Source organism: Pseudomonas sp. BMS12 (genome assembly GCF_001592875.1).
Classification (GTDB): Bacteria; Pseudomonadota; Gammaproteobacteria; order Pseudomonadales; family Pseudomonadaceae; genus Aquipseudomonas.
Map to the genome: position 1 here is coordinate 76,693 of NZ_LSOF01000004.1, position 23,628 is coordinate 100,320.

The following is a 23,628-nucleotide window of genomic DNA, read 5'->3' on the forward strand; positions in this document are numbered from 1 at the left end:
TACGAAAACGCCTGCGCTCGGCGACTTTTCGTAAGGAACCTACAGGCGCCCGGTGCTTGCAACTGCAACTCTGGTACGGCGACTCACCTGGCCGGCCGATCAATGCGGCTCCACGGCCTTGCCCTTCTTCCTGCCCAGCTTCTCGCCCAGGGATTCCACCAGCAGGTAGAACATCGGGATCATGAAGGTGGCCAGCAGGGTCGCGGCCAGCATGCCGCCGATCACCCCGGTGCCGATCGAGTGGCGGCTGGCAGAGCCGGCGCCGGTACTGATGGCCAGCGGCACGCAGCCGAGGATGAAGGCCAGCGAAGTCATCACGATCGGCCGGAAACGCAGCTTGGCCGCCTCGAAGGCCGAATCGAAGATACCCTTGCCCTCGGCGCGCAGCATCACGGCGAACTCGACGATGAGGATGGCATTCTTCGCCGCCAGACCGATCAGGGTCACCAGGCCGACCTGGAAGTACACGTCGTTCTGGATGCCGCGCAGCCACACCGCGAGAATTGCGCCGAACACGGCGAACGGCACCGCGGTGACCACCGCCAGCGGCAGGGTCCAGCGCTCGTACTGGGCGGCGAGAATCAGGAACACCATGATCAGGCCGAATATGAACGCCGTACTGCCCGAACCCTGGGTCGCCACTTCCTGATAGGCGGAGCCGATCCAGCCCAGGCTGTAGTCACTGCCGAGCACCTCGTCGGCGACTTCCTGCATGGCCGCCAGAGCCTGGCCGGAGCTGTAGCCTTTTGCCGGGCCGCCGAGAATCTTGGCCGCCGGGTAGACGTTGAAACGCGCATAGGTGTCCGGGCCGAGGATACGCCGCACCTTGATCAGGGAGGTCAGCGGCACCAGATCGCCACCGCTGGCGCGCACGTAGACCTGGGACAGGTCCTCCGGCTTGCGCCGGAATTCCGACTCCGACTGCAGGCTCACCTGCCAGGTACGTCCGAACAGGGTGAAGTCGTTGACGTAGTAACTGCCGAAGGTCGACTGCATGGCGGTGAACACATCGCTGATCGAGACATCCAGAGCGCGAGCCTTGGTGCGGTCGAGATCGATGTAGTACTGCGGCACGTTGGCACTGAAGGTGCTCTGCACCCCCGCCAGCTCCGGGCGTTTGCTCGCCGCCTCGGTAAACGCCCGCACCTTCTCCGCCAGTTGCTGGACGCTGCCGCCGGCACGATCCTGGATGTAACCCTCGAAACCGCCGGTGGTACTCATGCCGGTAATCGGCGGCGGGTTGAAGCTCATCACCACGCCGTCTTTCTCCGTCATGCCCATGCCCATGAATTCGCGGGTCAGGTTGCGCGCATCGAGTTCAGGTGTGGTGCGCTCCGACCAGTCCTTGAGGGGTACGAAGGACACGCCGGCATTGGTGCGGTTACCGAAGGTGAGTACGTCGAAACCGGCGAAGGTCACCACATCCTCCACCGCCGGGTGCTTCATCAGCTTCTCGGTGAAATCGTGGGTCAAGGCGTCGGTACGATTGACCGAAGCGGCTGGCGGCAGGAAGTAGGCATTGATCACATAGCCCTGATCCTCGTCCGGCACCAGCGAGCCTGGTACCCGCGCGAACAGCAGCACCATCAGGCCGATCATGCCACCGAACAGCAGCAGACCAACCGCCGAGCGCTTGAGGAAGAACGCCACACCGGCGCCATAGCCGTCGGTCATGCGTTCGAAAAAACGGTTGAACAGACGGAAGGGCGCGGCCGGCTCGCTGTGATCCTCCTTCAGCAGCAGGGCGCACAACGCCGGCGACAAGGTCAGGGCGACGATACCGGAGATCACCACGGAGACGGCGATGGTGATCGCGAACTGCTTGTACATCTCACCCGCCAGACCACCGAGGAAGCCCACCGGGACGAACACGGCACACAGCACCAGGACGATGGCGATGATCGGCCCAGTCACCTCCTCCATGGCCTCGATCGCCGCCTCACGCGCGCTGAGTTTCTTGGTGCGCATGACCCGCTCGACGTTCTCGATCACCACGATGGCGTCGTCGACCACGATGCCGATGGCCAGCACCATGCCGAACAGGCTCAGCAGGTTGATCGAGAAGCCCAGGGCGTACATGCCGGCGAAGGTGCCGACCAGCGACACCGGAATGGCCAGCACCGGAATCAGCGTGGCGCGCCAGTTCTGCAGGAAGATGTATACCACCAGCACCACCAGCAACAGGGCCTCGAAGAAGGTGTGGATCACCTCCTCGATGGAGACCTCGACGAACTTGGTGGTGTCGTAGGGGATCTTGTAGGTGATGCCTTCCGGGAAGCGCTTGGCCAGCCGTTCCATGGTGGTGACCACCGCCTCGGCGGTGTCCAGGGCGTTGGCGCCGGGCTGCAGGTAGATACCGAACGCGGCGTTCTGCTGGCCGTTGAGCGAGGTGACCAGGGAGTAGTCCTGCGCGCCCAGCTCGATGCGGGCCACGTCCTTGAGCAGCAGGCTGGCACCCGTCGGGTCGGAGCGCAGGATGACGTTCTCGAACTCTTTGGGATCCTTGAAGCGACCCTGGGTGGTCACCGTGTAGGTGAAGTCCTGCGGTGTCTGCAGCGGTTGCTGACCGAAACTGCCGGCGGCAAATTGCGAGTTCTGCTCACGGATGGCGTTGACCACGTCGGTGGGGGTCAGATCGTACTGCGCCAGCTTGTCCGGCCGCAGCCAGATACGCATCGAGTAATCCTTGGAGCCGAACTGACGGGCATCACCGACGCCGGGAATACGCTTGAGCTCGTCGATCACGTTGATCAACGCATAGTTGGAGATGAATACCGGGTCCTTGGAACCGTCCGGCGAATACAAGGTGATCACCTGGAGAATGTCCGAGGACTTCTTCTCCACCTTCACTCCCTGTCGGCGTACCTCTTCGGGCAGCTTGGCCAGGGCGGCCTGCACCCGGTTGTTGACATCGATGGTGGCCTGATCCGGGTCGCGACCCACCTCGAAGTACACCGACAGACTCATGCTGCCGCTGCTGGCCGAGTTGGACAGCTGGTAGATCATGCCCTCGACGCCGTTGATCTGCTGCTCCAGCGGCGCGGCCACGGTTTCGGCGATGACCTGAGCACTGGCACCTGGATAGCTGGCGGTGACCGAGACCTGCGGCGGCAGGATCTGCGGGTACTGGGCGATGGGCAAGGCGCGCATCGCCGACAGGCCGGCCAGGATGATGACGATGGAAATGACTGCGGCGAACACCGGCCGGTCGATGAAGAACTTGGAGATCACTGGCGGCGCTCCTTATTGCTGCGCGGCGGCAGGCTTGTCCACTATCTTCACCGGGGCATCGGCATGCACCTTGGGCAGTCCTTCGACTATCACCCGGTCACCAGCGGAGAGGCCGCTGTCCACGACCCAGCGGCCGCCAGAAGTCTGCGCAGTGGTCACCGGGCGCATGCGCGCCAGGCCCTGATCATCGACGATGAACACGAAGGTGCCATTGGGGCTCTGCGAGACGGCCCGCTCCGGCACGGTGATGGCGTTGGGCTTGTTGATGCCCTTGATCAGCACGCGCACGAACTGGCCGGGCAGCAGGCTCTGTTCCGGGTTGGGCACCACGGCACGGGCACTGACGGTACCGGTGCTGCGGTCGACCAGGCTGTCGGTGAAGTCCACCTTGCCTTCCAGCGGATAAGTGCTGCCGTCGCCGAACTTGATCACCGCGCTGGCGTGGTACCCCTCGCGCAGCAGGTTGCCGCTCAGCAGGCCGGCGCGGACGCGCTCCACATCGCGGTCCGCGGCGGCGAAGTTGACGTAGATGGGGTCGAGCTGGGTGATCTGGGTCAGCAGGCTGGCATTGGGATCGCCGGCCACCATCAGGCTGCCCTCGGACACCGTTTCCTTGCTGGTGATGCCGGAGATCGGCGCCTTCACCGTGGTGTAGTCGAGGTCGATCTGCTTGGCCTGCACCTCGGCCTTGGCCGCCTCGATATTGGCCTTGCTCTGCTCGAAGTTGGAGATGGCATTGTCCAGCTCGCTCTCACTGGCAAAGCCCTTCTTCTGCAGCTCGCGGATACGCTTGAGATCGCGCTCGGTCTGCCGGTAGCGCGCCTGTTCCTGAGCCAGGGCGCCCTTGGCCCGCCCCAGCGCGGCCTCATAGGGACGTGGGTCGATGCGGAACAGCACCTGGCCCTGCTTGACCTGGCTGCCTTCCTGATAGGTGCGCTCCTGCAGGATGCCGCTGACCTGGGCGCGCACCTGTACCTCACGGTAGCCGGCAGTACGTGCCGCATACTCCAGCTCCAGCGGCACGGTTTCGGTCTTGGCTTCCTCAACCACCACCTCGGGCGGCGGCATCTGCTGCGCACCGGGCTCTGCCGCCTGCAATGAAGAACCAAACAGCAGCCCGAGAGCTAGAGTTCCGAGGGCGAATGGAAGCTGGCGCGCAAGCATGTGTCGTCTCCGTGACTTCGGATCGGGCAATTGCCCGGAAAGGTGCAATGCTAATTACATACACAAATGTCTGTAAACCAAAGTGTGGCGCAAATATCGCTACACTGCGTTCCCCAGCACAGAGCCTAGCCCGAAACCCACGACTCAACATGCGCAGAACCAAAGAGCAAGCCGAACAGACTCGCGTCGCCATCCTCGCGGCCGCCGAGCAGCTGTTTCTGGAAAAGGGCGTCGCCCACACTAGCCTGGAGCAGATCGCGCGCGCCGCCGGCGTCACCCGCGGCGCCGTGTACTGGCACTTCGAAAGCAAGGCCCACCTGTTTCACAGCATGCTCAACCAGGTGCGCCTGCCCCCGGAGCAGATGGCCGAGCGCTTGGGCGACTGCACGGACGGTGACTCGCTGCTGGCCTTGCGCGAGCTGTGTGTGGAAGCTATCGAGAACCTGGCCCGCGACGAGCAGCGGCGGCGCATCTTCACCGTGCTGCTGCATCGCTGCGAATTCACCGATGAATTGCGCGAAGCCAAGGAACGCCACGACGCGTTCATCAACCAGTTCATCGCTCTGGTGGAGAACCTGTTGGCCCAGCCGCACAACCTGGCGCGCCTGCGACCCGGCATGACGCCGCGCCTGGCCGCACGGGCACTGCACGCGCTGATCGTCGGCCTGTTCACCGACTGGACCCGTGACCCGAGCCTGTTCGACCCGCTCGCCGACACCGGCCCGCTGATCGATGCGCAACTGCATGGCCTGTTGCGCGAGTGGCAGCCGCCAACCTCTTAGCAGGGCTGGCGCACAGGGGCACCCCAGGACAAGGTGACCCCAAGGGCTATCAAGCCGCGTCGGCCTCGTAGCCCTTGTCGCGAATGGCCTGCAGCAAGGCCTCCAGGCTCTGCCGCCCCTCAACCTGAACCTCGCCGGCGCCGAGGTCGATCTGTACCTGCGCCGCCGGGTCGCCAGCCTGCAGCGCACGGGTGATGGCGCGTACGCAGTGGCCGCAGGACATGCCGGAAACTTTCAGAACATGCATGGTGTGTACCTCTTGCTCGGGTGACAGTGAGCCTCCAACGGGCTCTGCAACCAGCCTCAGGCCTGCCACGATGGCAAGGTCAAGCCCGCGACTTGTCCTGCGCGCCGGCCTGGACCAAGCTGCTGGGAGACTCGGAGATTGCCGCATGCGCCTATTACCCGCCCTGCTCTGCCTGTTGTGCCTGCCCGCTCTGGCCGACGAAATGGTGCCGGAGCCACCCGCCGCACCCACCAATCCGGTGCAGATGGCGCCGATACCGCTGGCGCCCATGACCCTGTCGGCGCCCATCGACTACGGCGTGCTGACGGTGTCGCGCGAGCGCCTGGAAGTCTCCACCCCCTGCGACATCGGCCTGTACCTGCAGGGCAACCTGGCGGCGCGCTTGTACCAGGGCCAGTCGGTGACGCTCAACCTGCCGCCGGGTGAGGTTCAGGTGCGTCTCGGCCAGCTCGGCGGTGGCGCCTGTCAGCCGCGCTTCGAGCAGCTGCGCAGCCAGACCCTGCACATCAATACCGGCGAGGTGCTGAAGTACCGCATCGCCATGGACGCCAACGGCATACGCCTGATCCCGGCGCCGCTGAATTACTGAGTGCGGCATCGCACCGCTTGACCTTACCCAGGCGGCAAGGTTGATCCTAGGGGCATATCCATTGGAGTCGTCCCGATGAGCAATCTGCAGACCTTCGACATCCCCATTCGCGGCATGACCTGCGCCAGCTGTGCCGGACGCGTCGAGCGCGCCCTGCGCCAGGTGCCCGAGGTGCAGCAGAGCAGCGTCAACCTGGCCAGCGAACAGGCCCGGGTAACGGCGCCGCGCGAGCGCCTCGACGAACTGCTGGCCGCCGTCGACCACGCCGGTTACTCGGTGCCGCTGCAGCGCCTGGAACTGTCCATCAGCGGCATGACCTGCGCCAGCTGCGTCGGCCGCATCGAGCGCGCCCTGAGCAAGGTGGCGGGCGTGCGCAGCGTCAGCGTCAACCTGGCCAGCGAGCGGGCCCATGTCGAACTCTTGCAGGGCACGGCCAGCAACGCCCTGCTCGCCGCCGTGGAGCAGGCCGGCTACCAGGCCAGCCTGGTTAGCACCGACAAACGCGCGGACAGCGGGCTGCAGAGGGAGCGCCTGCACCTGTTCCTCGCCCTGCTGCTGGCAGCGCCCCTGATGCTGCCGATGTTCGCCGAATGGGCCGGCCTGCACTGGATGCTGCCGCCCTGGGTGCAGTTCGCCCTGGCCACGCCGGTGCAGTTCGTCCTCGGCGCGCGCTTCTACAAGGCCGCCTGGAAGGCCATACGCGCCGGCAGCGGCAACATGGACCTGCTGGTGGCCCTCGGCACCAGCGCCGGCTATGGACTGAGCCTGTACCTGTGGGCCAGTGCGGGTGAGCATCCGCCACACCTGTATTTCGAGGCCTCGGCCGTGGTCATCGCCCTGGTGCTATTAGGCAAGTACCTGGAGAGCCGCGCCAAGCGCCAGACCGGCGCCGCCATCCGCGCCCTCGAAGCATTGCGCCCGGAACAGGCCACACGGCTGATCGACGGCCACGAAGAAAGCGTCGCCATTACCGCCCTGCAACTGGGCGATCAAGTCGTCGTGCGCCCCGGCGAACGCTTCCCGGTAGACGGCGAAGTGCTCGAAGGCCACAGCCAGGCCGACGAGGCGCTGATCAGCGGCGAAAGCCTGCCACTGAGCAAGGGGCCGGGCGATCCGGTGATCGGCGGCGCCATCAACGGCGAAGGCCGGCTGATCGTGCGCGCCACAGCCCTGGGTGGAGAAAGCGTGCTGGCGCGCATCATTCGCCTGGTGGAGGACGCCCAGGCCGCCAAGGCACCGATCCAGAAGCTGGTAGACCGCATCAGCGCGGTGTTCGTCCCGGTCGTGCTGCTGATCGCCCTCGCCACCCTGGGTGGCTGGCTGCTGGCCGGCGCCGGCCTGGAACAGGCACTGATCAATGCCGTGGCGGTGCTGGTCATCGCCTGCCCCTGCGCCCTCGGCCTGGCCACGCCGGCGGCGATCATGGCCGGCACCGGTGTGGCCGCGCGCCACGGCATTCTGATCAAGGATGCCGAAGCCCTGGAACTGGCCCAGCAAGTCTCGGTGGTGGCCTTCGACAAGACCGGCACCCTCACCTCCGGCCAACCGCGCATCGTCCATCTGGCCACCATGGGTGGCGAAGAAACCGAGCTGCTGCGCCTGGCCGGCGCCCTGCAACAGGCCAGCGAGCACCCGCTGGCGCATACCGTACTCAAGGCCGTCGAGGAACGCACCATCACCCTGCCGGCCGTAACGGCCAGTCAGGTGCTGGCTGGCCGCGGTATACGTGGCGAGGTGGAAGGCCAGGTGCTGGCCCTGGGCAACCAGCGCCTGCTCGATGAATTGAGCCTGAGCAGCGACCTGCAGGAAAACGCCACGACCTGGGAAGCCGAGGGCCGCACCCTGTCCTGGTTGCTGCAACTGCAGCCGCAGCCGCAGGTAATGGGCCTGCTGGCCTTCGGCGACAGCCTCAAGGAAGGCGCGCAACCGGCCATCGCCGAGCTGCACCGACGTGGCATCGAATGCCACCTGATCAGCGGCGACAACGCCGGCAGTGCCAACGCAGTCGGCCGCGCCCTGGGCATCGATCAGGTGCACGCCCAGGTGCTGCCAGCGGACAAGGCCGCGCACATCGCCGCGCTGAAACAAGACGGCACGCACGTAGCCATGGTCGGTGATGGCATCAACGACGCCCCGGCCCTGGCCGCCGCCGATGTCGGCATCGCCATGGGCGGTGGCACCGATGTGGCCATGCATGCTGCCGGCATCACCCTGATGCGCGGCGACCCGCGTCTGGTACCGGCCGCCCTGGAAATCAGCCACCGCACCTGGCGCAAGATCCAGCAAAACCTGTTCTGGGCCTTCGTCTACAACCTCGTGGGCATCCCACTGGCCGCAGCCGGCCTGCTCAACCCCATGGTCGCCGGCGCCGCCATGGCGCTGTCCAGCGTCAGCGTGGTGAGCAATGCCCTGCTGCTGAATACCTGGAAGCCAGAACAGTAATTGGGTGAACCATCTTCACTCCGGCACCTCGACACGCACCCGCACCGCGTCGTGGCGCCAGTATTCCACGTCGCAGTCAATGATCCGTCCATGCTGGTCGCGATTGACGCGGGTAATGCACAGCGCCGGGCTACCCGGTGCCGCCTTCAGGTTGGCTGCGGCGTCGGCAGGCAGGGCCGTCGGCAGTATGTCGAAGGCCACGCGCCCGTAATGAATGCCGTACTGGCTCTCGTACATCTCGGTCAGCGAGGCGGTCAGGTCGTTATCGAGGATGCCGGGGAAATAGGCCGGGTTCAGGTAATGCTCGACATACAGCACCAGACGACTGTCGATACGCCGCACCCGACGAATCTGCTGTACCGCCGATAACGCCGGCAAGCCCAGACGCGCACAGATATCCACTGGCGCCGGCATCAGTCGCGCACTCAATACCTCGGTGGACGGTACCCGCCCCTGCTCGCGGACCATGGCATGGAAGTGGCTGCGCACCAGCGGGTTGTAGTCCAGCCGCCGCGGTGAAACGAACCAGCCACGTCGTTCCTCGCGATAGATCAGTCCCTCCGACTCCAGTTGCCCGAGCGCCTCGCGCAGGGTGATGCGCGTGGTTTCGAACAGCTCGCTGAGCTTGCGCTCAGCCGGTAGCTTGCCGCCTTGCGGCAGCAGGCCATGGTCAATCTGCTCCTGTAGCGCACGGCAGATGGCGGTGACGGTGCGAGGCGCTTCTTCGCGCATGCATTTCTCCATTCTGGAATAGACCAGCACCAGGAAGGTGCATGGCCGCTGGGCAGTGGCGCCATGCTAGGCAGCCTATATGACTGATAGATGACAACTCCAGCGGCTGTCCACATACCTGCATGCCGCGTGCCATGGTTATCGGCACAAATCAGGTAAATCAGTTACTTAGCCATGGTCTACGCTTTCCTGCGCGGTGCGCCGGATGAAGATCGCCGCTCACTCGCCATAAAAGCGTCACAAAAGGCCTCTAGATTTGGCCTGGGTCTTGCTGATCTAGACCAACCGTTCATCTGACAAGGAGCTCCACATGAAACGCCTGCTGCTGGCTTCACTGATGGGATCGGCCATTGTTCTGGGCAACCAGGCCATGGCCAGCGACGACTTGAAAGCACTGGAACAAGCCGCCCGCGCCGAGGGCGAAGTGAACAGCGTCGGCATGCCCGACAGCTGGGCCAACTGGAAAGACACCTGGGTCGACCTGGGCAAGCTGTATGGCCTCAAGCACATGGACACCGACATGAGCTCGGCCCAGGAAATCGCCAAGTTCGATGCCGAGAAAGACAACGCCACCGCCGATATCGGTGACGTCGGCGCGGCCTTCGGCCCCATTGCCGTACAGAAAGGCGTGACCCAGCCCTACAAGCCGAGCACCTGGGAGCAGATCCCGGCCTGGGCCAAGGATCAGGACGGCCACTGGATGCTGGCCTACACCGGCTCCATCGCCTTCATCGTCAACAAGCAACTGGTCAAGCAGCCGCCCAAGTCCTGGGCCGAACTGAAGCAGGGCAAATACAAGGTCGCCATCGGTGATGTCAGCGCCGCCGCCCAGGCGGTCAACGGTGTACTGGCTGCAGCCATCGCCAACGGCGGCGACGAGAAGAACATCCAGCCGGGACTGGACTTCTTCGCCGACATCGCCAAGCAGGGCCGCCTGTCGCTGTCCAACCCGACCATCCAGACCCTGGAGAAAGGCGAAGTGGAAGTCGGCGTGGTGTGGGACTTCAACGGTCTGAGCTACCGCGACCAGATCGACCCGAGCCGTTTCGAGGTACTGATCCCGTCCGATGGCTCGGTGATCTCCGGCTACACCACCGTGATCAACAAGTACGCCAAGCACCCGAACGCGGCCAAGCTGGCGCGCGAGTACATCCTCAGCGACGCCGGCCAGATCAACCTGGCCAAGGGCAACGCCCGGCCGATCCGCGCCGAGCACCTGACCCTGCCGGCCGAGGTGCAGGCCAAGCTGCTGCCCAACGAGCAGTACGCCAAGGTCCAGCCGATCAAGGATGCCGCCGCCTGGGAAGCCACCTCCAAGGCCCTGCCGCAGCTGTGGCAGGAAAACGTGATCATCGAAATGCAGTAAGCGGTACTTCCGAGGGCGAGCCCCGTCACTGGACTCGCCCTCGGATGCCTCTGGAGAAACTCGATGAAGCACAAAGTCATTCTGGTGGTCCTGGATGGCCTCAACTACGAGGTCGCCCGGCATGCCCTGGGCCATCTGCAAGCTTACTGCGGCGCCGGCCGCGCCATGCTGTACAAGCTCGAATGCGAGCTGCCCGCACTGTCGCGGCCGCTCTACGAATGCATCATGACCGGCGTGACGCCGATCGACAGCGGCGTGGTGCATAACGATGTGGTGCGCCTGTCCAAGGAACGCAGCATCTTCCACTATGCCCGCGAGGCCGATCTGACCACCGCTGCGGCGGCCTATCACTGGATGAGCGAGCTGTATAACCGCGCGCCCTTCGTCGCCGCCCGCGACCGCCACACCCACGACGCGGCGCTGCCGATCCAGCATGGTCACTTCTATTACGTCGACCACTATCCGGACTCGCACCTGTTCGCCGATGCCGAAAGCCTGCGCCTGGCGCATACACCGGATTTTCTGCTGGTGCACCCGATGAACATCGACGACGCCGGGCACAAGCACGGCCTCGACTCACCGCAATATCGCAACAGCGCGCGCATGGCCGACGTCATCCTCGCCGACTATCTGCAGGGCTGGCTGGATGCCGGTTATCAGGTGCTGGTGACCGCCGACCACGGCATGAACAACGACCGCTCGCACAACGGCCTGCTGGCCGAAGAGCGCGAGGTACCACTGCTGGTATTGGGCGAAGCCTTCAGCCTCGACCCGCACGCCCGCCCACGGCAGACCGAGCTATGCGGCACCGTCTGCACCCTGCTCGGCGTGGCCCACGACAAACCCCTGTGCAAGGAACTGCTCAAGTGACAGTCGCACTACGCGGCAAATGGTTGGCCCTGTTGTGCCTGCTGCCCTTTGCCGTCTTCTTCTTCGCCTTCCAGATCGCCCCGCTGTTGTGGGTCGCCATCAACAGCCTGATTGTCGGTGACGCCTGGAGCCTGGGTAACTTCAGCAAGATCTTCGCCTCCAAGTTCTACCTGCAGGCGATCAAGCACAGCCTGCAGATCGCCTTCTGGTCGAGCCTGTTCGGCATCATCATCGCCATCCTCGGCAGCTATTCGCTGCACCAGGTGGACTCGAAGCTGCGCGACTTCGTCATGGCCTTCTCCAACATGACCAGCAACTTCGCCGGCGTGCCGCTGGCCTTCGCCTTCATCATCCTGCTCGGCTTCAATGGTGCGCTGACCCTGCTGCTCAAACAGGCCGGGCTGATCGAGGACTTCAACCTCTACTCCAAGGCCGGGCTGATCGTGCTCTACACCTACTTCCAGATTCCCCTCGGCGTGCTGCTGCTCTACCCCGCCTTCGATGCCCTGCGCGAGGACTGGCGCGAGTCGGCCCAGCTGCTCGGCGCAGGTACCTTGGACTTCTGGCGCCATATCGGCCTGCCGGTGCTGACCCCGGCGCTGCTCGGCACCTTCGTCATCCTGCTGGCCAACGCCCTGGGCGCCTACGCCACGGTGTACTACCTGACCACCGGCAATTTCAACGTGATGCCGATCCGCATCGCCGGCCTGGTGGCTGGCGACATCAGCCTAGACCCCAACCTGGCCAGCGCCCTGGCCATGGTCCTGGTCGGCCTGATGGCGCTAATCACTGCAGTCCACCAGTGGCTGCTGCGCAGGAGTTACCACGATGCGCGCTGAAGCCCGACCCGCTGCCCTCTACCACCGCGTGGTGGTCTGGCTACTGTTCCTGATCCTGCTGCTGCCACTGGCCGCGACCTTTCTCTACTCCATCTCCACCAGCTGGTCGGCGACCATCCTGCCGGATGGCCTGACGCTCAAGTGGTATCTGGCGCTGTGGAGCGACAGCCGCTTTCTCGCCGCCTTCGGTCAGTCGCTGCTGGTGTGCTTCGGTGCACTGCTGCTGGCGATAGTGCTGATCCTGCCGCTGCTGTTCGTGGTGCACTACCACTTCCCCAGGCTCGACGCGCTGATGAATATCCTCATCCTGCTGCCGTTTGCCGTACCACCGGTGGTGTCCTCGGTGGGCCTGTTGCAGGTGTACGGCTCCGGCCCGCTGGCGATGGTCGGCACGCCGTGGATCCTGATCGGCTGCTACTTCACCGTGGCGCTGCCGTTCATGTACCGGGCCATCACCAACAACCTGCAGGCGATCAACCTGCGCGACCTGATGGACGCCGCCCACCTGCTCGGCGCCAGCACCTGGAAGGCCGCCTTTCTGGTGGTGCTGCCCAACCTGCGCAACGGCTTGATGGTGTCGCTGTTCCTCTCCTTCAGTTTCCTGTTCGGTGAGTTCGTGTTCGCCAACCTGCTGGTCGGCACCCGCTACGAGACCCTGCAGGTTTACCTGAACAACATGCGCAACAGCAGCGGCCACTTCAACAGCGCACTGGTCATCTCCTACTTCTTCTTCGTACTGGTCTTCACCTGGGCGGCAACCCGCCTGAATAAGGACAAGGCATGAGTTACCTCTCCATTCGCAATCTGCACAAAAGCTACGGCAGCACCTCGATCTTCAGCGACATCAACTGCGAGATCGCCCAGGGCGAGTTCGTCACCCTGCTCGGCCCCTCCGGCTGCGGCAAGTCCACCCTGCTGCGCTGCATCGCCGGCCTCACCGAAGTGGATGGCGGACAGATCCTGCTCGGCGAAGAAGACCTGGTGCCACAGGCACCACAGAAACGCGGCATTGGCATGGTGTTCCAGAGTTACGCGCTGTTCCCCAACATGACCGTGCAGCAGAACGTCGCCTTCGGCCTGCGCATGCAGAAGGTCGGCAAGGACGAGACCGCGCAGCAGGTCGCCGAAGTGCTGCGCCTGGTGGAACTGGGCGACTTCGCCGCGCGCTACCCGCACCAACTTTCCGGCGGCCAGTGCCAGCGTGTGGCGCTGGCTCGCTCGCTGGTCACCCGCCCGCGCCTGCTGCTGCTCGACGAGCCGCTGTCGGCGCTCGACGCGCGCATCCGCAAGCACCTGCGCGAGCAGATCCGCGCCATCCAGCAGGAGCTGGGCCTGACCACCATCTTCGTCACCCACGACCAGGAAGAAGCGCTGACCATGAGCGACCGCATCTTCCTTATGAACGCCGGTAAGATCGTCCAGAGCGGCGATGCCGAGACCCTCTATACCTCTCCGGTGGATGCCTTCGCGGCCGGTTTCATCGGCAACTACAACCTGCTCGACGCCGACGCCGCCAGCCGCCTGCTGCTACGCCCGGTGCACAAGCGCATCGCCATTCGCCCGGAAGCCATCCAGCTGCACGACAGTGGCGCCATTGCCGCCGAAGTGCTCGGTCACAGCCTGCTCGGCAACGTGGTGCGCTACAGGGTGTCGGCCAACGGTGTGGAGCTGCTGGTCGATGTCCTCAACCGCAGCGAAGGCGCGCTGATCGGCAAAGGCCAGTGCATCGGCCTGACCATAGACCACGACGCGATCCGGGAGGTGGCGTGATGGCCCTGGCGATCTTCGACCTCGACGAGACCCTGATCCACGGTGACTGCGCCTCGCTGTGGGCGCAGCATATGGCCGCCATCCAGTGGGTGGATGCTGACAGTTTCCTCGCCCGCGAACAGGAGCTGATGACGCTCTACTCCAGAGGCGAGCTGGCCATGGAGGACTACATGGCCTTCACCCTGTCACCGCTGGTCGGGCGTACCCCGGAAGAGGTCGAATTCATCGTCGGCCCCTTCGTCGAGGACGCCATCGAACCGATCATCTATTCCGACGCCATGCGTTGCCTGGCCAGCCATCGCGCCGCCGGCGACCGCCTGCTGGTGATCTCCGCCTCGGCGCATTTCCTGGTCAGCGCCATCGCCGAGCGTCTGGGAATAGACGAGGTGCTGGCCATCGACTGCGAACTGCAACACGGCTGCTACAGCGGCAGGACCCAAGGCGTGCTGACCTACCGCGAGGGCAAGGTCACCCGCCTGCAGGCCTGGCTCGCCGAGCAGGGCGAGACGCTGGCCGCGGCGCACTTCTACTCGGACTCGCGCAACGACCTGCCGCTGCTGCAACAGGTACCGCACCCTCATGCGGTCAACCCCGACGCGACGCTCAGGGCCCATGCCGAGCAGCATGGCTGGGAGATCCTCAGCTGGAAGTAAACCAGGAGCGCGCTCTGCTCGCGACGCCGGCGCACGGCACTGCTTCGCGGGCAGAACCCAGTTCTGGCCAGATCACCCTCAACTCAGGCTTTCGTCGAGCAGCAACACCAGCTTGCCATTGACCTGGTTGCTGGCCAGCGCGGCGAAAGCCGCTTCTGCATCCTTCGCCGCGTAGGCCTGTTCCAGTTGCGGTTTGAGCCGGCCCTCGGCGAACAGCGGCCAGACATGATGCTGCAGGTCGGCCAGCAACTCGGCCTTGAACTGTTCGTCGCGGTTGCGCAGGGTCGAACCGATCAAACGGGCGCGTTTGCCCAGCAGTTGCGCCATGTCCAGCGGCGCCTTGCTGCCACCCATCAGACCAATGCATACCCAGCGCCCGTCGAGCGCCAGCAACTGCAGGTTGAACTCGGCATAGCTGGCGCCTACCGGGTCGAGGATCGCATCGTAAGGACCGAAGTCGCGCAGGCTTTCCAGCTCCTCGCCGCGGATGGCACCGCCCTGGGCGCCCAAAGCCTCGCAATAGGCCAGGCGCTCGGCCGAGCCGACGCTGACCCAGCAGGGGTTGCCGAAGGCCTTGCACAACTGGATGGCCGCAGAGCCCACGCCGCTGGCACCGGCATGCAACAGCACCTTCTCGCCCGGCTTGAGCGCGGCCAGCTGGAACAGGTTGAGCCAGGCGGTGGCATACACCTCGGGCAACGCGGCCGCCTCGACCAGGGAAACGCCTTCCGGCACCGGCAACGCGTGGCGCGCGTCGACCAGCACCTCCTCGGCCATACCACCGCCCGCCAACAGGGCGCACACCCGCTCGCCGACCTGCCACTGGCTGCCGGCACCGGCCTCGACCACCACGCCCGAGCACTCCAGGCCCAGCGTGTCACTGGCCCCCGGCGGTGGCGGGTAATGGCCGGCACGCTGCAGCAGGTCGGCACGATTCAATCCAGCCGCCGCAACACGAATGCGGACCTGGCCCACATCACAGCCAGGAAGCTCCCGTTCCACCCACTCCAACTGCCCCTCGACGCCTTGCAATGCCTTCATGCTGCCTCCATAGTGAATGAGACCCCGGCGTAGACGGCATGCGGCTTGCGTCGTCCAGCGCTGGGTTTTTGCATTTTGCCGCTCGGCTCCAACGGAACCGGCGCCCTACTAGACGGCCTAATATGCGTTATCACCAGCCTTCGCGTCGAACCACTATGCAGCGTTTTCTTCCCGCCACCGCCCTCGCTCTGCTTATCGGCCTGCACAGCCTGCCCGCCGCGGCCAAGGCCGCCGCCGAGAACTGGGCCTACCTGCAACCGGATCGCGAACAGGTGATTGCCAGCCTCAACGTGGTCGAGCTGCTCAAGCGCCACCACTACAACAAGCCCCCGCTGGACGATGCCCGCTCGGAGAAAGTCTACGAGGGCTACCTGAAGATGCTCGACCCGGCACGCAGCTATTTCACCGCCGGCGACATCGAGAAGTTCGACCGCTGGAGCAAGCGCTTCGATGATCTGCTCAAGAGCGGCGACTTGGAACCCGGCTTCCTCATCTACCGCACCTACCTGCAGCGCTCCGAAGAACGCCTCGACTATGTCGAAGCCCTGCTGCAGAAGGGAGTCGACGCCTTCGATTTCAGCATCGACGAAAGCCTGCTGGTCGATCGCAAAGATGCGCCTTGGGCCAAGGACAACGCCGAACTGGATGACCTTTGGCGCAAGCGGGTCAAGGATGAAGTGTTACGCCTGAAGATCGCCGGCAAGGCGCCCAAGGACATCCAGGAGCTGCTGCTCAAGCGCTACCACAACCAGCGCAAGCGCCTGGCCCAGACCCGTGGCGAGGATGTGTTCCAGGCCTACATCAACGCCTTCGCGCAGACCTACGATCCGCACACCAACTACCTCTCCCCGGACAACGCGGAGAACTTCGACATCAACATGAGCCTGTCGCTGGAAGGCATCGGCGCCGTGCTGCAGAACGACAACGAGTACGTCAAGGTCGTGCGCCTGGTACCGGCCGGCCCGGCAGAGAAGAGCAAGCTGATCGCTCCGGCCGACAAGATCATCGGCGTCGCCCAGGGCGACAAGGAAATGGTCGACGTGATCGGCTGGCGCCTGGACGAAGTGGTCAAACTGATTCGCGGCCCGAAAGGCTCCAAAGTGCGCCTGGAAGTGATCCCGGCGACCAACGCGCCGAGCGACCAGACCAGCAAGGTGGTGACCATCGTCCGCGAAGCGGTCAAGCTCGAGGAGCAGGCCGCACAGAAATCGGTGCTGAAGCTGCAGCACGAGGGTCGTGAGTACAAGCTCGGGGTGATCAAGGTTCCAGCCTTCTACCTCGACTTCAAGGCCTATCGCGCCCAGGACCCGAACTACAAGAGCACCACCCGCGACGTGAAACGCCTGCTCGGCGAACTGAAGAAGGAACAGGTCGACGGCGTGGTCATCGACCTGCGCGACAACGGCGGTGGCTCCCTGCAGGAGGCTACCGAGCTGACCGGCCTGTTCATCGACCAGGGCCCCACCGTGCTGGTACGCAACAGCGACGGCCGCGTCGACGTGCTCGCCGACGAAGAGCCCGGTGTGTTCTACAACGGCCCGATGGCCGTGCTGGTAGACCGCCTGTCCGCCTCTGCCTCGGAAATCTTCGCCGGTGCCATGCAGGACTACCACCGCGCGCTGATTCTCGGCGGCCAGACCTTCGGCAAGGGCACGGTGCAGACCATCCAGCCGCTCAACCACGGCGAGCTGAAACTGACCCTGGCCAAGTTCTACCGGGTTTCCGGGCAGAGCACCCAGCACCAGGGGGTACTGCCGGATATCGCCTACCCGGATATCGTCGACACCAAGGAAATCGGCGAGAGCGCCCTGCCCGAAGCCATGCCCTGGGACAGCATCAAGGCGGCGGTGAGCCCCGACAGCAATCCCTACAAGCCCTTCCTGGCCGAACTTAAGGCGCGCCACGATTCGCGTACCGCGAGCAATCCGGACTTCGTCTTTACCCGTGATCGCCTGGCCCTGTCCCAGCAACTGATGGCCGAGACCAGCGTCAGCCTCAACGAGGCCAAACGCCGCGCTCAGCACGCCGATATCGAGAAGCGCCAGCTGGCCCTGGAGAATGCCAAGCGCAAGGCCAAGGGCGAGGAGCTGCTCAAGGAGATCAAAGCGGAAGACGAGGATGCCGCCCCGGTCGAGCCGGAGAAGACCAAGCCGGAAGACGACGCTTACCTGGCCGAGAGCGGACGCATCCTGATCGACTACCTGGGCCTGGAGGCAACCCTGGCCAAGCATTGACGGCACGCCACGCAAGGCGTCATCAAACAGTCATTGAACTGTCGTGAAATAAGGGCCGGTAGCGATACCGGCCCTTTTCTTTTCCGGCAGATCGAGACACCTCATGACCGTCACCGAGCAGTTGAGCGCCCTGGAATCCATCCTCGCTCACGGCGACCTTCACAGCCTGTTCCAACCCATCGTCAGCCTGTCCGAGCGGCGCATCCTCGGCTACGAGGCCCTGACTCGCGGCCCGTCGAACAGCCCTCTGCACGCCCCCATCGCCCTGTTCAGCGTGGCCCGTAACGCTGGCCGCCTGAGCGAGCTTGAGCTGCAGGCCCGCAAGAGCGCCTGCCGGCGCTTTCGCGAACAGAACCTCAACGGCAAGCTGTTTCTCAACGTATCGCCGGAATCGCTGCTGGAGCCTAGCCATCAGCCAGGCCGCACCCTGAAACTGCTGCAGGACTACGGCATTCCGCCCGACCAGGTGGTAATCGAACTCACCGAGCAGGCGCCGATCGATGACTTCACCCTGCTCGACACCGCCCTGCACCACTACCGCGCCATGGGCTTCTCCATTGCCCTGGACGACCTCGGTGCCGGTTATTCCAGCCTGCGCCTGTGGTCCGAGCTGCGCCCTGACTACGTGAAAATCGACCGTCACTTCATCGATGGCATTCATCAGGATGCGGTCAAGCGTGAATTCGTCGACTCCATCCTGAAAATGGCCCGCGCTTCGCGCGCCCAGGTGATAGCCGAAGGCATCGAGCTGGCCGAAGAACTCTCCACGCTGATCGAGATGGGTGTCGACCTGGTGCAGGGCTACCTGCTCTGCCGCCCCCAGGAGCAGCCGCCGCGAGATGCGCAGAAACTGCTGCCGCGCCTGGATCATCTGGCGCCCGCACTGGGGGAAGACAGCAGCGACCTCTCCGCCCTGCTCAACGAACAGCAGGCAGTCCCCCAGGACACCGCTATCGCCGTGGTGCTGGAAGCCTTTCGCGCCCAGGCCAACCTCAACTCCCTGGCCGTGCTCGACGAACAGCAGCAGCCGGTGGGCATCGTGCACCGCCACTCGTTGTCGGATGCCCTGCTCAAGCCTTTCGCCACCGACCTGTTCGCGCGCAAGCCGATCAGCCGACTGATGAGCGAGGACTTCCTCGCCGTGGATATCGGCCAGTCGCTGCAGCAGGTCAGCCGCCTGCTTACCAGCCGCGCCCGCCAGCGCATGGAGGAAGACTTCATCATTATTCAGCAGGGCCGCTACCGCGGCCTGGGCCGGGTGATCGATGTGCTCAAACTGATTACCGAGCTGAAGATCCAGCAGGCCCGCCACGCCAACCCGCTGACCCTGCTGCCGGGCAACGTACCGATCCAGCAATGCCTTGCCCGGCTGCTGCAGCAAGGTCGCGAAGCCGTGGTCTGCTACGTGGATATCGACAGCTTCAAGCCGTTCAACGACCTCTACGGCTACGCCAAGGGCGACGAGGTGCTGCTATGCCTGGCACAGTGCCTGAACGAGCGGGTCGACCCCAGCCGCGACTTCGTCGGCCATATCGGCGGCGACGACTTTCTTCTGGTGCTGGGTTCGCACGACTGGCGCAAGCGCCTCAATCAACTACTGGAAGACTTCCAGGCGCAGTGCCGACGCTTCTACCGCGAGGAACACCTGCAAGCCGGCTGCTTCGTCAGCCACAATCGCCAGGGCAAACGCGAGGAGTTTCCGCTGCTGTCGCTTTCGGTTGGCGTGGTGCACTTGCATCCACAGAGCTGCCAGCAGCTGGACGCCAGCCAACTGGCCGGGCTGGCCTCGGAAGCCAAGCGTCACGCCAAGGCCGTGCCGGGCTACAGCCTGCACATACTCGACACCCTCAGCCTGTCGGCCTGATACCAAGCCGCTCGGCACGTCGCTCATACTGCTCGGCCAGGCCGGCATCGACCTCCAGCCCCGGCCCACCCTCGCGATAGAGTTGGGCCAGGCGCTGCGCCGCCAAAGGATGTCCGGCGTCGGCAGCCAGTGCCCACCAACGTGCGGCAGTCAAAGCGTCGGGCGCCTGGCGACTGTCGCCGGTCAACGCCTGTACGCCGACCTGATAGGCCGCCTTGCCATCCCCACCCTCGGCAGCCTGGCGCAACAGGCGCAAACCTTCCTCTCGCGCCCCCAAGCCCTGACCGCGAAACAGCAGGATATGACCATAGAAGCTCTGTGCCGGCACATCGCCCAGCGCGGCCATGCGTGCAAACTGCCCCTGCATCCAGCCCCAGGCACGCGGTTGCTGCAGCAGCCAGCGCCAATGGAACATCCGCCGCGCCACCCAGTAGCCCAGGCGGGCACGCAGACGCCAGAGCATCAGGGCTCCTCGGGGTAGCTGAATTCGAATACCCGCGCGACCTCGGCAGCATGCCATGAGGCCGCGGCGATACCGTCGGAAGGACCGGTGAAGCGCCCGAGCCGCGTCACGCACTCGAAGAAACCGGTACGCGGCAGGCGGCTGGCGCCCTGACTGATGACCAGAGCACTGCGCAACGGCCGCTCGGCGCGCGCATCGAGGGCCGCCAGGTGCTCCAGGGCGGCGGTCAGGGTCTGCATCGCGGGCGTCGGCAGCTGCAATCGCTCGATCAATGCCCGGTAGGTCAGCAGGTGGCGTTGACGACGGGCATGCTCCAGCTCGCCGAGCAGGGCCTGCCAATGCTGCCGATGGATTCGCACGCTCAAGACGACTGCTCCCAGTCAGCCACTTCCAGCACTCGCCCCAGTGAACGCAGGATCGCACCATCAGGCTCGCGCTCACCGCTCTCGAACAGGCCCAGATAGTGCGGGCTGATACCCACGGCACGTGCCAGGTCGGCCTGGGACATGCCCTTGGCTTCGCGCAACTCGCTCAACTGACTGAACCGCGCGGAGACTCCCGCGCGGTCTGCGACAGGTGCCTGGCCAGCCGCCTGCAGCAGGGTCTGGTATTCGGCCCAGGGCAGCACCGCGTACTCCGGCGCACCCTCGCGCATGATCACTTGCACACTCATACAGCACTCCGTGAAACACAGCGCCGACAGGCTCGGCGCTTCCCTTGCAGGCCCCATGGTAACAGCCCGGTTATGGGGCAAGCGTGACCTATACTGACTCCGCAGACAAGAGTCGGGAGGCCGCATCAGGATGGCGATACGCACTGCTCTTATCGGGCTCCTGCTCACTTGGGGGCAGCATGCCAGCGCAGACCTGTTGTGGGGGTTCGGCCCATTGGACGGCATGCCCTACGTGGCGGTCCGCGAACAGCAGCTGACCGGCGGCTTTACCCGCCTGCTGGGTGAACGAGTCGGTCGCGAACTCGCCATGCCGGTACGCTTCATCGAGACACCGAACAATCGCCTCGAAGGCTTCCTGCAGGACGGCCGCATCCAGGTGATCTGCAATGCCAATCCCGAATGGATGAGCCAGGCAAACCGCCTGCACTGGTCCGCGCCACTGTATCAGGAGGAAGACGCCCTGCTGCAGCACACGCAACCGCCTGCCTTCACCGACCTTGCCAGCCTGCACGGTAGAACCCTGGGCACCAGCCTGGGCTTCGTCTACAGCCCGCCGCTGATGGCCGCTTTCGCCGATGGCAGTGTGCAGCGCAAGGACTTTCGCGACCTCGACACTCGCCTGCACATGCTCAGCCTGCGGCGCCTGGATGCGCTGATCGACATGCGTCGCACGCTGACTTACCGCCTGGCTCGCAATCCCGAACTACCGGTGCGCTTCAGCACCTGGGTCGTGCAACGTTACTGGATGCACTGCGCCTACGGCCCACACCTGGAAGTCGCCGCAGAGCAGCTCGACCAGGTGCTACTGAAGCTACGCGAGCGCGGGGAGATCGATACCCTCCTGGAGCAGGCCGCCCGCGAAAGCGACTAACCTCCAGCACCTTCCTGCGGCAATGCCTCGATACGCGCCAGCTCCTGCGGCGTTTGTCGCTCCCGCCAGGAGGCATAGGCCTGCAACTCACCCTCCCAGGTACGCAGCACCCAGGCCAGTACAGCCAGGTCGTCGAGCAAACCGACACCCAGCAACCAGTCCGGCACCGCGTCCAGCGGCATCAGGAAGTACACCAGAGCCGCCACCACCGCTAGCAAGGCCTGGGCACTGATGGCGCGATACTCACCACGCCACCAGGCCGCACACAACCCCTGCAGCTGCTGCAGGTCGTCACGCAGGCGGGCGAAGCGTTCGCTGCTTGCGCTCTTTCGGCTGACAGAGAGCAGCAGCGCCGGTAGCCGCCCGCGACTCAATACACGCTGCGCCAGACGTAGGTAACGACTGCCAATTCCGGGAAAATTCATCGTCGCCTCCACCAATACCGCACCATTGCTGGGCCGCTTCGGGTTATCCACCAATGCTGTGGATAACCCTGTGAACAGTTCCATCACAACAGCAGCAAATGCCCATGCCACGGGGCCTACCTACAGATCGGACATTTTTTATCCAGGAACAAAAATCCATATAAATCAGATATTTATGATATGGGCGTTGCGCATGAAAACCGTAACAGTCGTGACAAGAAGAGTAACCGACGGAATGTGCATAAGCGTAACACCAGCCCCACCTCCTACCCCGATCAGACCGGCGAGTCGTCGATAAATCCGGCACCAACGAAAACGCCCCGACAAGCGGGGCGTTGGTGACCGGTAAGCCGTGTTATTGGGCGGCAGCCGGGTCCTTGATCGCCAGCAGTTCCAGGTCGAACACCAGCACCGAGTTGGCCGGGATCGCCGGGCTCGGGCTCTGTGCGCCGTAGGCCAGTTCGCTGGGGATGTACAGCTTGTACTTCTCGCCGACATGCATCAGCTGCAGACCTTCGACCCAACCTGGGATCACGCCGCTGACCGGCAGATCGATCGGGCTGCCACGCTCGATGGAGCTGTCGAACACGCTGCCATCGGTGAGCTTGCCTTCGTAGTGAACGGTCACTACGTCGGTGGCCTTGGGCTGGGCGCCGTCGGCTTTCTTGATGATTTCGTATTGCAGGCCGGAAGCGGTGGTGACCACGCCTTCCTTCTTGCCGTTTTCTTCGAGGAATTTCTTGCCGGCAGCGGCCGATTCCTCATTGAGCTTGGCCATGCGCTCCTCGGCGCGCTTCTGCAGGAAGGCGAAGGCCTCGGACAGCTCGTCATCCTTGAGCTTCTGCTCTTTCTTGCCGATGGCGTCCTCGATACCCAGGGCCACAGCCTTGGAGTCCAGGTCATCCAGGCCTTCCTGGGACAGGCTCTTGCCCATGTTCAGACCGATACCATAAGAGGCCTTCTGCGCAGGAGTCTTCAGTTCCACTTCGCTGGTCTGCGCATCGCAGCCGGCCAGAACCAGGCCGACCAGGGCAACCGCCGCCGCAAGACGATGTTGTTTCATGCTTGTTCCTTGTTATGCCGCGAGGGGCGAAAGAGAGAGCGCGAGCTTAGCAGCCTGCGACAAGCACTGGCTACGGCACATTAGGAGCGATGGAAAGCCGATTAGTTCAGCCCATGCGGGCCATGAATGCCCTTGCGGCAGCGGCATGGATAAAATCGCAGGCAAAAAAAAACGACCTTTCGGTCGTTTCTTCCAGTCTTGGTCTTCAGTCTAACCAAGGCTTATATATGGCGCAGCGGACGGGACTCGAACCCGCGACCCCCGGCGTGACAGGCCGGTATTCTAACCGACTGAACTACCGCTGCGCGT

At 64.3% G+C, this 23,628-nt stretch carries 22 protein-coding genes and 1 tRNA gene; 12 read left to right on the plus strand and 11 right to left on the minus strand.

What is annotated here, in order from left to right:
• Window positions 1-99: 99 nt before the first annotated feature.
• The gene (locus tag AYB31_RS02615; RefSeq protein ID WP_068825505.1) at window positions 100-3,231 is read right to left on the minus strand and encodes an efflux RND transporter permease subunit; all 3,132 of its coding nucleotides are present in this window, start codon (window positions 3,229-3,231) and stop codon (window positions 100-102) included.
• A 12-nt stretch (window positions 3,232-3,243) separates the two neighbouring features.
• On the minus strand, window positions 3,244-4,299 hold the full coding sequence (locus tag AYB31_RS02620) for an efflux RND transporter periplasmic adaptor subunit (RefSeq protein WP_153020628.1): 1,056 nt from the start codon (window positions 4,297-4,299) through the stop codon (window positions 3,244-3,246).
• Window positions 4,300-4,544: 245 nt separating this feature from the next.
• On the opposite strand from AYB31_RS02620, the gene AYB31_RS02625 reads away from it, so the two are divergent.
• Window positions 4,545-5,177, plus strand: coding sequence for a TetR family transcriptional regulator (locus tag AYB31_RS02625; RefSeq protein WP_068825507.1), 633 nt, complete (start codon window positions 4,545-4,547; stop codon window positions 5,175-5,177).
• A 49-nt stretch (window positions 5,178-5,226) separates the two neighbouring features.
• Here the strand turns inward: AYB31_RS02625 and AYB31_RS02630 are convergent, their stop codons facing one another.
• Window positions 5,227-5,424 (minus strand): heavy-metal-associated domain-containing protein, encoded by a 198-nt coding sequence (locus AYB31_RS02630; RefSeq protein ID WP_068825509.1) that lies wholly within the window; start codon window positions 5,422-5,424, stop codon window positions 5,227-5,229.
• Window positions 5,425-5,668: 244 nt separating this feature from the next.
• Between AYB31_RS02630 and AYB31_RS02635 the strand changes: the two genes are divergently transcribed.
• A complete protein-coding gene (locus tag AYB31_RS02635; RefSeq protein WP_153020631.1) occupies window positions 5,669-6,013 on the plus strand; it encodes a hypothetical protein in 345 nt (114 codons plus the stop codon).
• 75 nt (window positions 6,014-6,088) lie between these two features.
• Window positions 6,089-8,455 (plus strand): heavy metal translocating P-type ATPase, encoded by a 2,367-nt coding sequence (locus tag AYB31_RS02640; RefSeq protein WP_068825511.1) that lies wholly within the window; start codon window positions 6,089-6,091, stop codon window positions 8,453-8,455.
• 15 nt (window positions 8,456-8,470) lie between these two features.
• Here the strand turns inward: AYB31_RS02640 and AYB31_RS02645 are convergent, their stop codons facing one another.
• Window positions 8,471-9,187, minus strand: coding sequence for a UTRA domain-containing protein (locus AYB31_RS02645; protein ID WP_068825513.1), 717 nt, complete (start codon window positions 9,185-9,187; stop codon window positions 8,471-8,473).
• 310 nt (window positions 9,188-9,497) lie between these two features.
• Here AYB31_RS02645 and AYB31_RS02650 point away from each other — a divergent pair, with 310 nt between their 5' ends.
• From AYB31_RS02650 to AYB31_RS02675, 6 genes are all read left to right on the plus strand, one after another.
• Window positions 9,498-10,553 (plus strand): ABC transporter substrate-binding protein, encoded by a 1,056-nt coding sequence (locus AYB31_RS02650; RefSeq protein ID WP_068825515.1) that lies wholly within the window; start codon window positions 9,498-9,500, stop codon window positions 10,551-10,553.
• 63 nt (window positions 10,554-10,616) lie between these two features.
• Complete coding sequence (locus tag AYB31_RS02655; protein ID WP_068825517.1) at window positions 10,617-11,423, plus strand: alkaline phosphatase family protein; 807 nt, start codon at window positions 10,617-10,619, stop codon at window positions 11,421-11,423.
• On the plus strand, window positions 11,420-12,262 hold the full coding sequence (locus tag AYB31_RS02660) for an ABC transporter permease (RefSeq protein ID WP_068825519.1): 843 nt from the start codon (window positions 11,420-11,422) through the stop codon (window positions 12,260-12,262). Before AYB31_RS02655 ends, AYB31_RS02660 begins: the two co-directional genes overlap by 4 nt.
• Complete coding sequence (locus AYB31_RS02665) at window positions 12,252-13,046, plus strand: ABC transporter permease (protein ID WP_068825521.1); 795 nt, start codon at window positions 12,252-12,254, stop codon at window positions 13,044-13,046. Before AYB31_RS02660 ends, AYB31_RS02665 begins: the two co-directional genes overlap by 11 nt.
• Complete coding sequence (locus AYB31_RS02670) at window positions 13,043-14,032, plus strand: ABC transporter ATP-binding protein (protein WP_068825523.1); 990 nt, start codon at window positions 13,043-13,045, stop codon at window positions 14,030-14,032. The genes AYB31_RS02665 and AYB31_RS02670 overlap by 4 nt, the downstream gene beginning before the upstream one ends.
• Entirely contained in the window at window positions 14,032-14,685 is a 654-nt protein-coding gene (locus AYB31_RS02675) for an HAD family hydrolase (protein ID WP_068825525.1), read from the plus strand. The genes AYB31_RS02670 and AYB31_RS02675 overlap by 1 nt, the downstream gene beginning before the upstream one ends.
• 78 nt (window positions 14,686-14,763) lie before the next feature.
• Here the strand turns inward: AYB31_RS02675 and AYB31_RS02680 are convergent, their stop codons facing one another.
• On the minus strand, window positions 14,764-15,726 hold the full coding sequence (locus AYB31_RS02680; RefSeq protein WP_068825527.1) for an NAD(P)H-quinone oxidoreductase: 963 nt from the start codon (window positions 15,724-15,726) through the stop codon (window positions 14,764-14,766).
• A gap of 155 nt (window positions 15,727-15,881) precedes the next feature.
• On the opposite strand from AYB31_RS02680, the gene AYB31_RS02685 reads away from it, so the two are divergent.
• Both AYB31_RS02685 and AYB31_RS02690 read left to right on the plus strand, forming a co-directional pair.
• Complete coding sequence (locus AYB31_RS02685; RefSeq protein WP_068825529.1) at window positions 15,882-17,960, plus strand: carboxy terminal-processing peptidase; 2,079 nt, start codon at window positions 15,882-15,884, stop codon at window positions 17,958-17,960.
• Window positions 17,961-18,063: 103 nt separating this feature from the next.
• Complete coding sequence (locus tag AYB31_RS02690) at window positions 18,064-19,824, plus strand: bifunctional diguanylate cyclase/phosphodiesterase (protein WP_068825531.1); 1,761 nt, start codon at window positions 18,064-18,066, stop codon at window positions 19,822-19,824.
• Here AYB31_RS02690 and AYB31_RS02695 read toward each other — a convergent pair.
• Genes AYB31_RS02695 through AYB31_RS02705 form a run of 3 tightly spaced genes read right to left on the minus strand, consistent with a single transcriptional unit; the run spans window position 19,808 to window position 20,960 of the window.
• Window positions 19,808-20,287 (minus strand): tetratricopeptide repeat protein, encoded by a 480-nt coding sequence (locus AYB31_RS02695; protein WP_068825533.1) that lies wholly within the window; start codon window positions 20,285-20,287, stop codon window positions 19,808-19,810. The two genes, AYB31_RS02690 and AYB31_RS02695, sit on opposite strands and share 17 nt — an antisense overlap.
• Window positions 20,287-20,652, minus strand: a complete 366-nt coding sequence (locus AYB31_RS02700) for a hypothetical protein (protein ID WP_068825535.1) — start codon at window positions 20,650-20,652, stop codon at window positions 20,287-20,289. The genes AYB31_RS02695 and AYB31_RS02700 overlap by 1 nt, the downstream gene beginning before the upstream one ends.
• Window positions 20,649-20,960, minus strand: coding sequence for a helix-turn-helix transcriptional regulator (locus AYB31_RS02705; RefSeq protein ID WP_068825537.1), 312 nt, complete (start codon window positions 20,958-20,960; stop codon window positions 20,649-20,651). The genes AYB31_RS02700 and AYB31_RS02705 overlap by 4 nt, the downstream gene beginning before the upstream one ends.
• A gap of 130 nt (window positions 20,961-21,090) precedes the next feature.
• On the opposite strand from AYB31_RS02705, the gene AYB31_RS02710 reads away from it, so the two are divergent.
• Window positions 21,091-21,831: a substrate-binding periplasmic protein gene (locus AYB31_RS02710; RefSeq protein WP_068825539.1), complete on the plus strand. Its 741-nt coding sequence runs from the start codon at window positions 21,091-21,093 to the stop codon at window positions 21,829-21,831.
• Here the strand turns inward: AYB31_RS02710 and AYB31_RS02715 are convergent.
• From AYB31_RS02715 to AYB31_RS02725, 3 genes are all read right to left on the minus strand, one after another.
• Window positions 21,828-22,256, minus strand: coding sequence for a DUF1232 domain-containing protein (locus AYB31_RS02715; protein WP_068825541.1), 429 nt, complete (start codon window positions 22,254-22,256; stop codon window positions 21,828-21,830). The genes AYB31_RS02710 and AYB31_RS02715 overlap by 4 nt on opposite strands.
• 355 nt (window positions 22,257-22,611) lie before the next feature.
• Window positions 22,612-23,319, minus strand: a complete 708-nt coding sequence (locus tag AYB31_RS02720) for an FKBP-type peptidyl-prolyl cis-trans isomerase (RefSeq protein WP_068825543.1) — start codon at window positions 23,317-23,319, stop codon at window positions 22,612-22,614.
• Window positions 23,320-23,547: 228 nt separating this feature from the next.
• Window positions 23,548-23,624, minus strand: a tRNA-Asp gene (locus AYB31_RS02725).
• Between the last annotated feature and the right edge of the window lie 4 nt (window positions 23,625-23,628).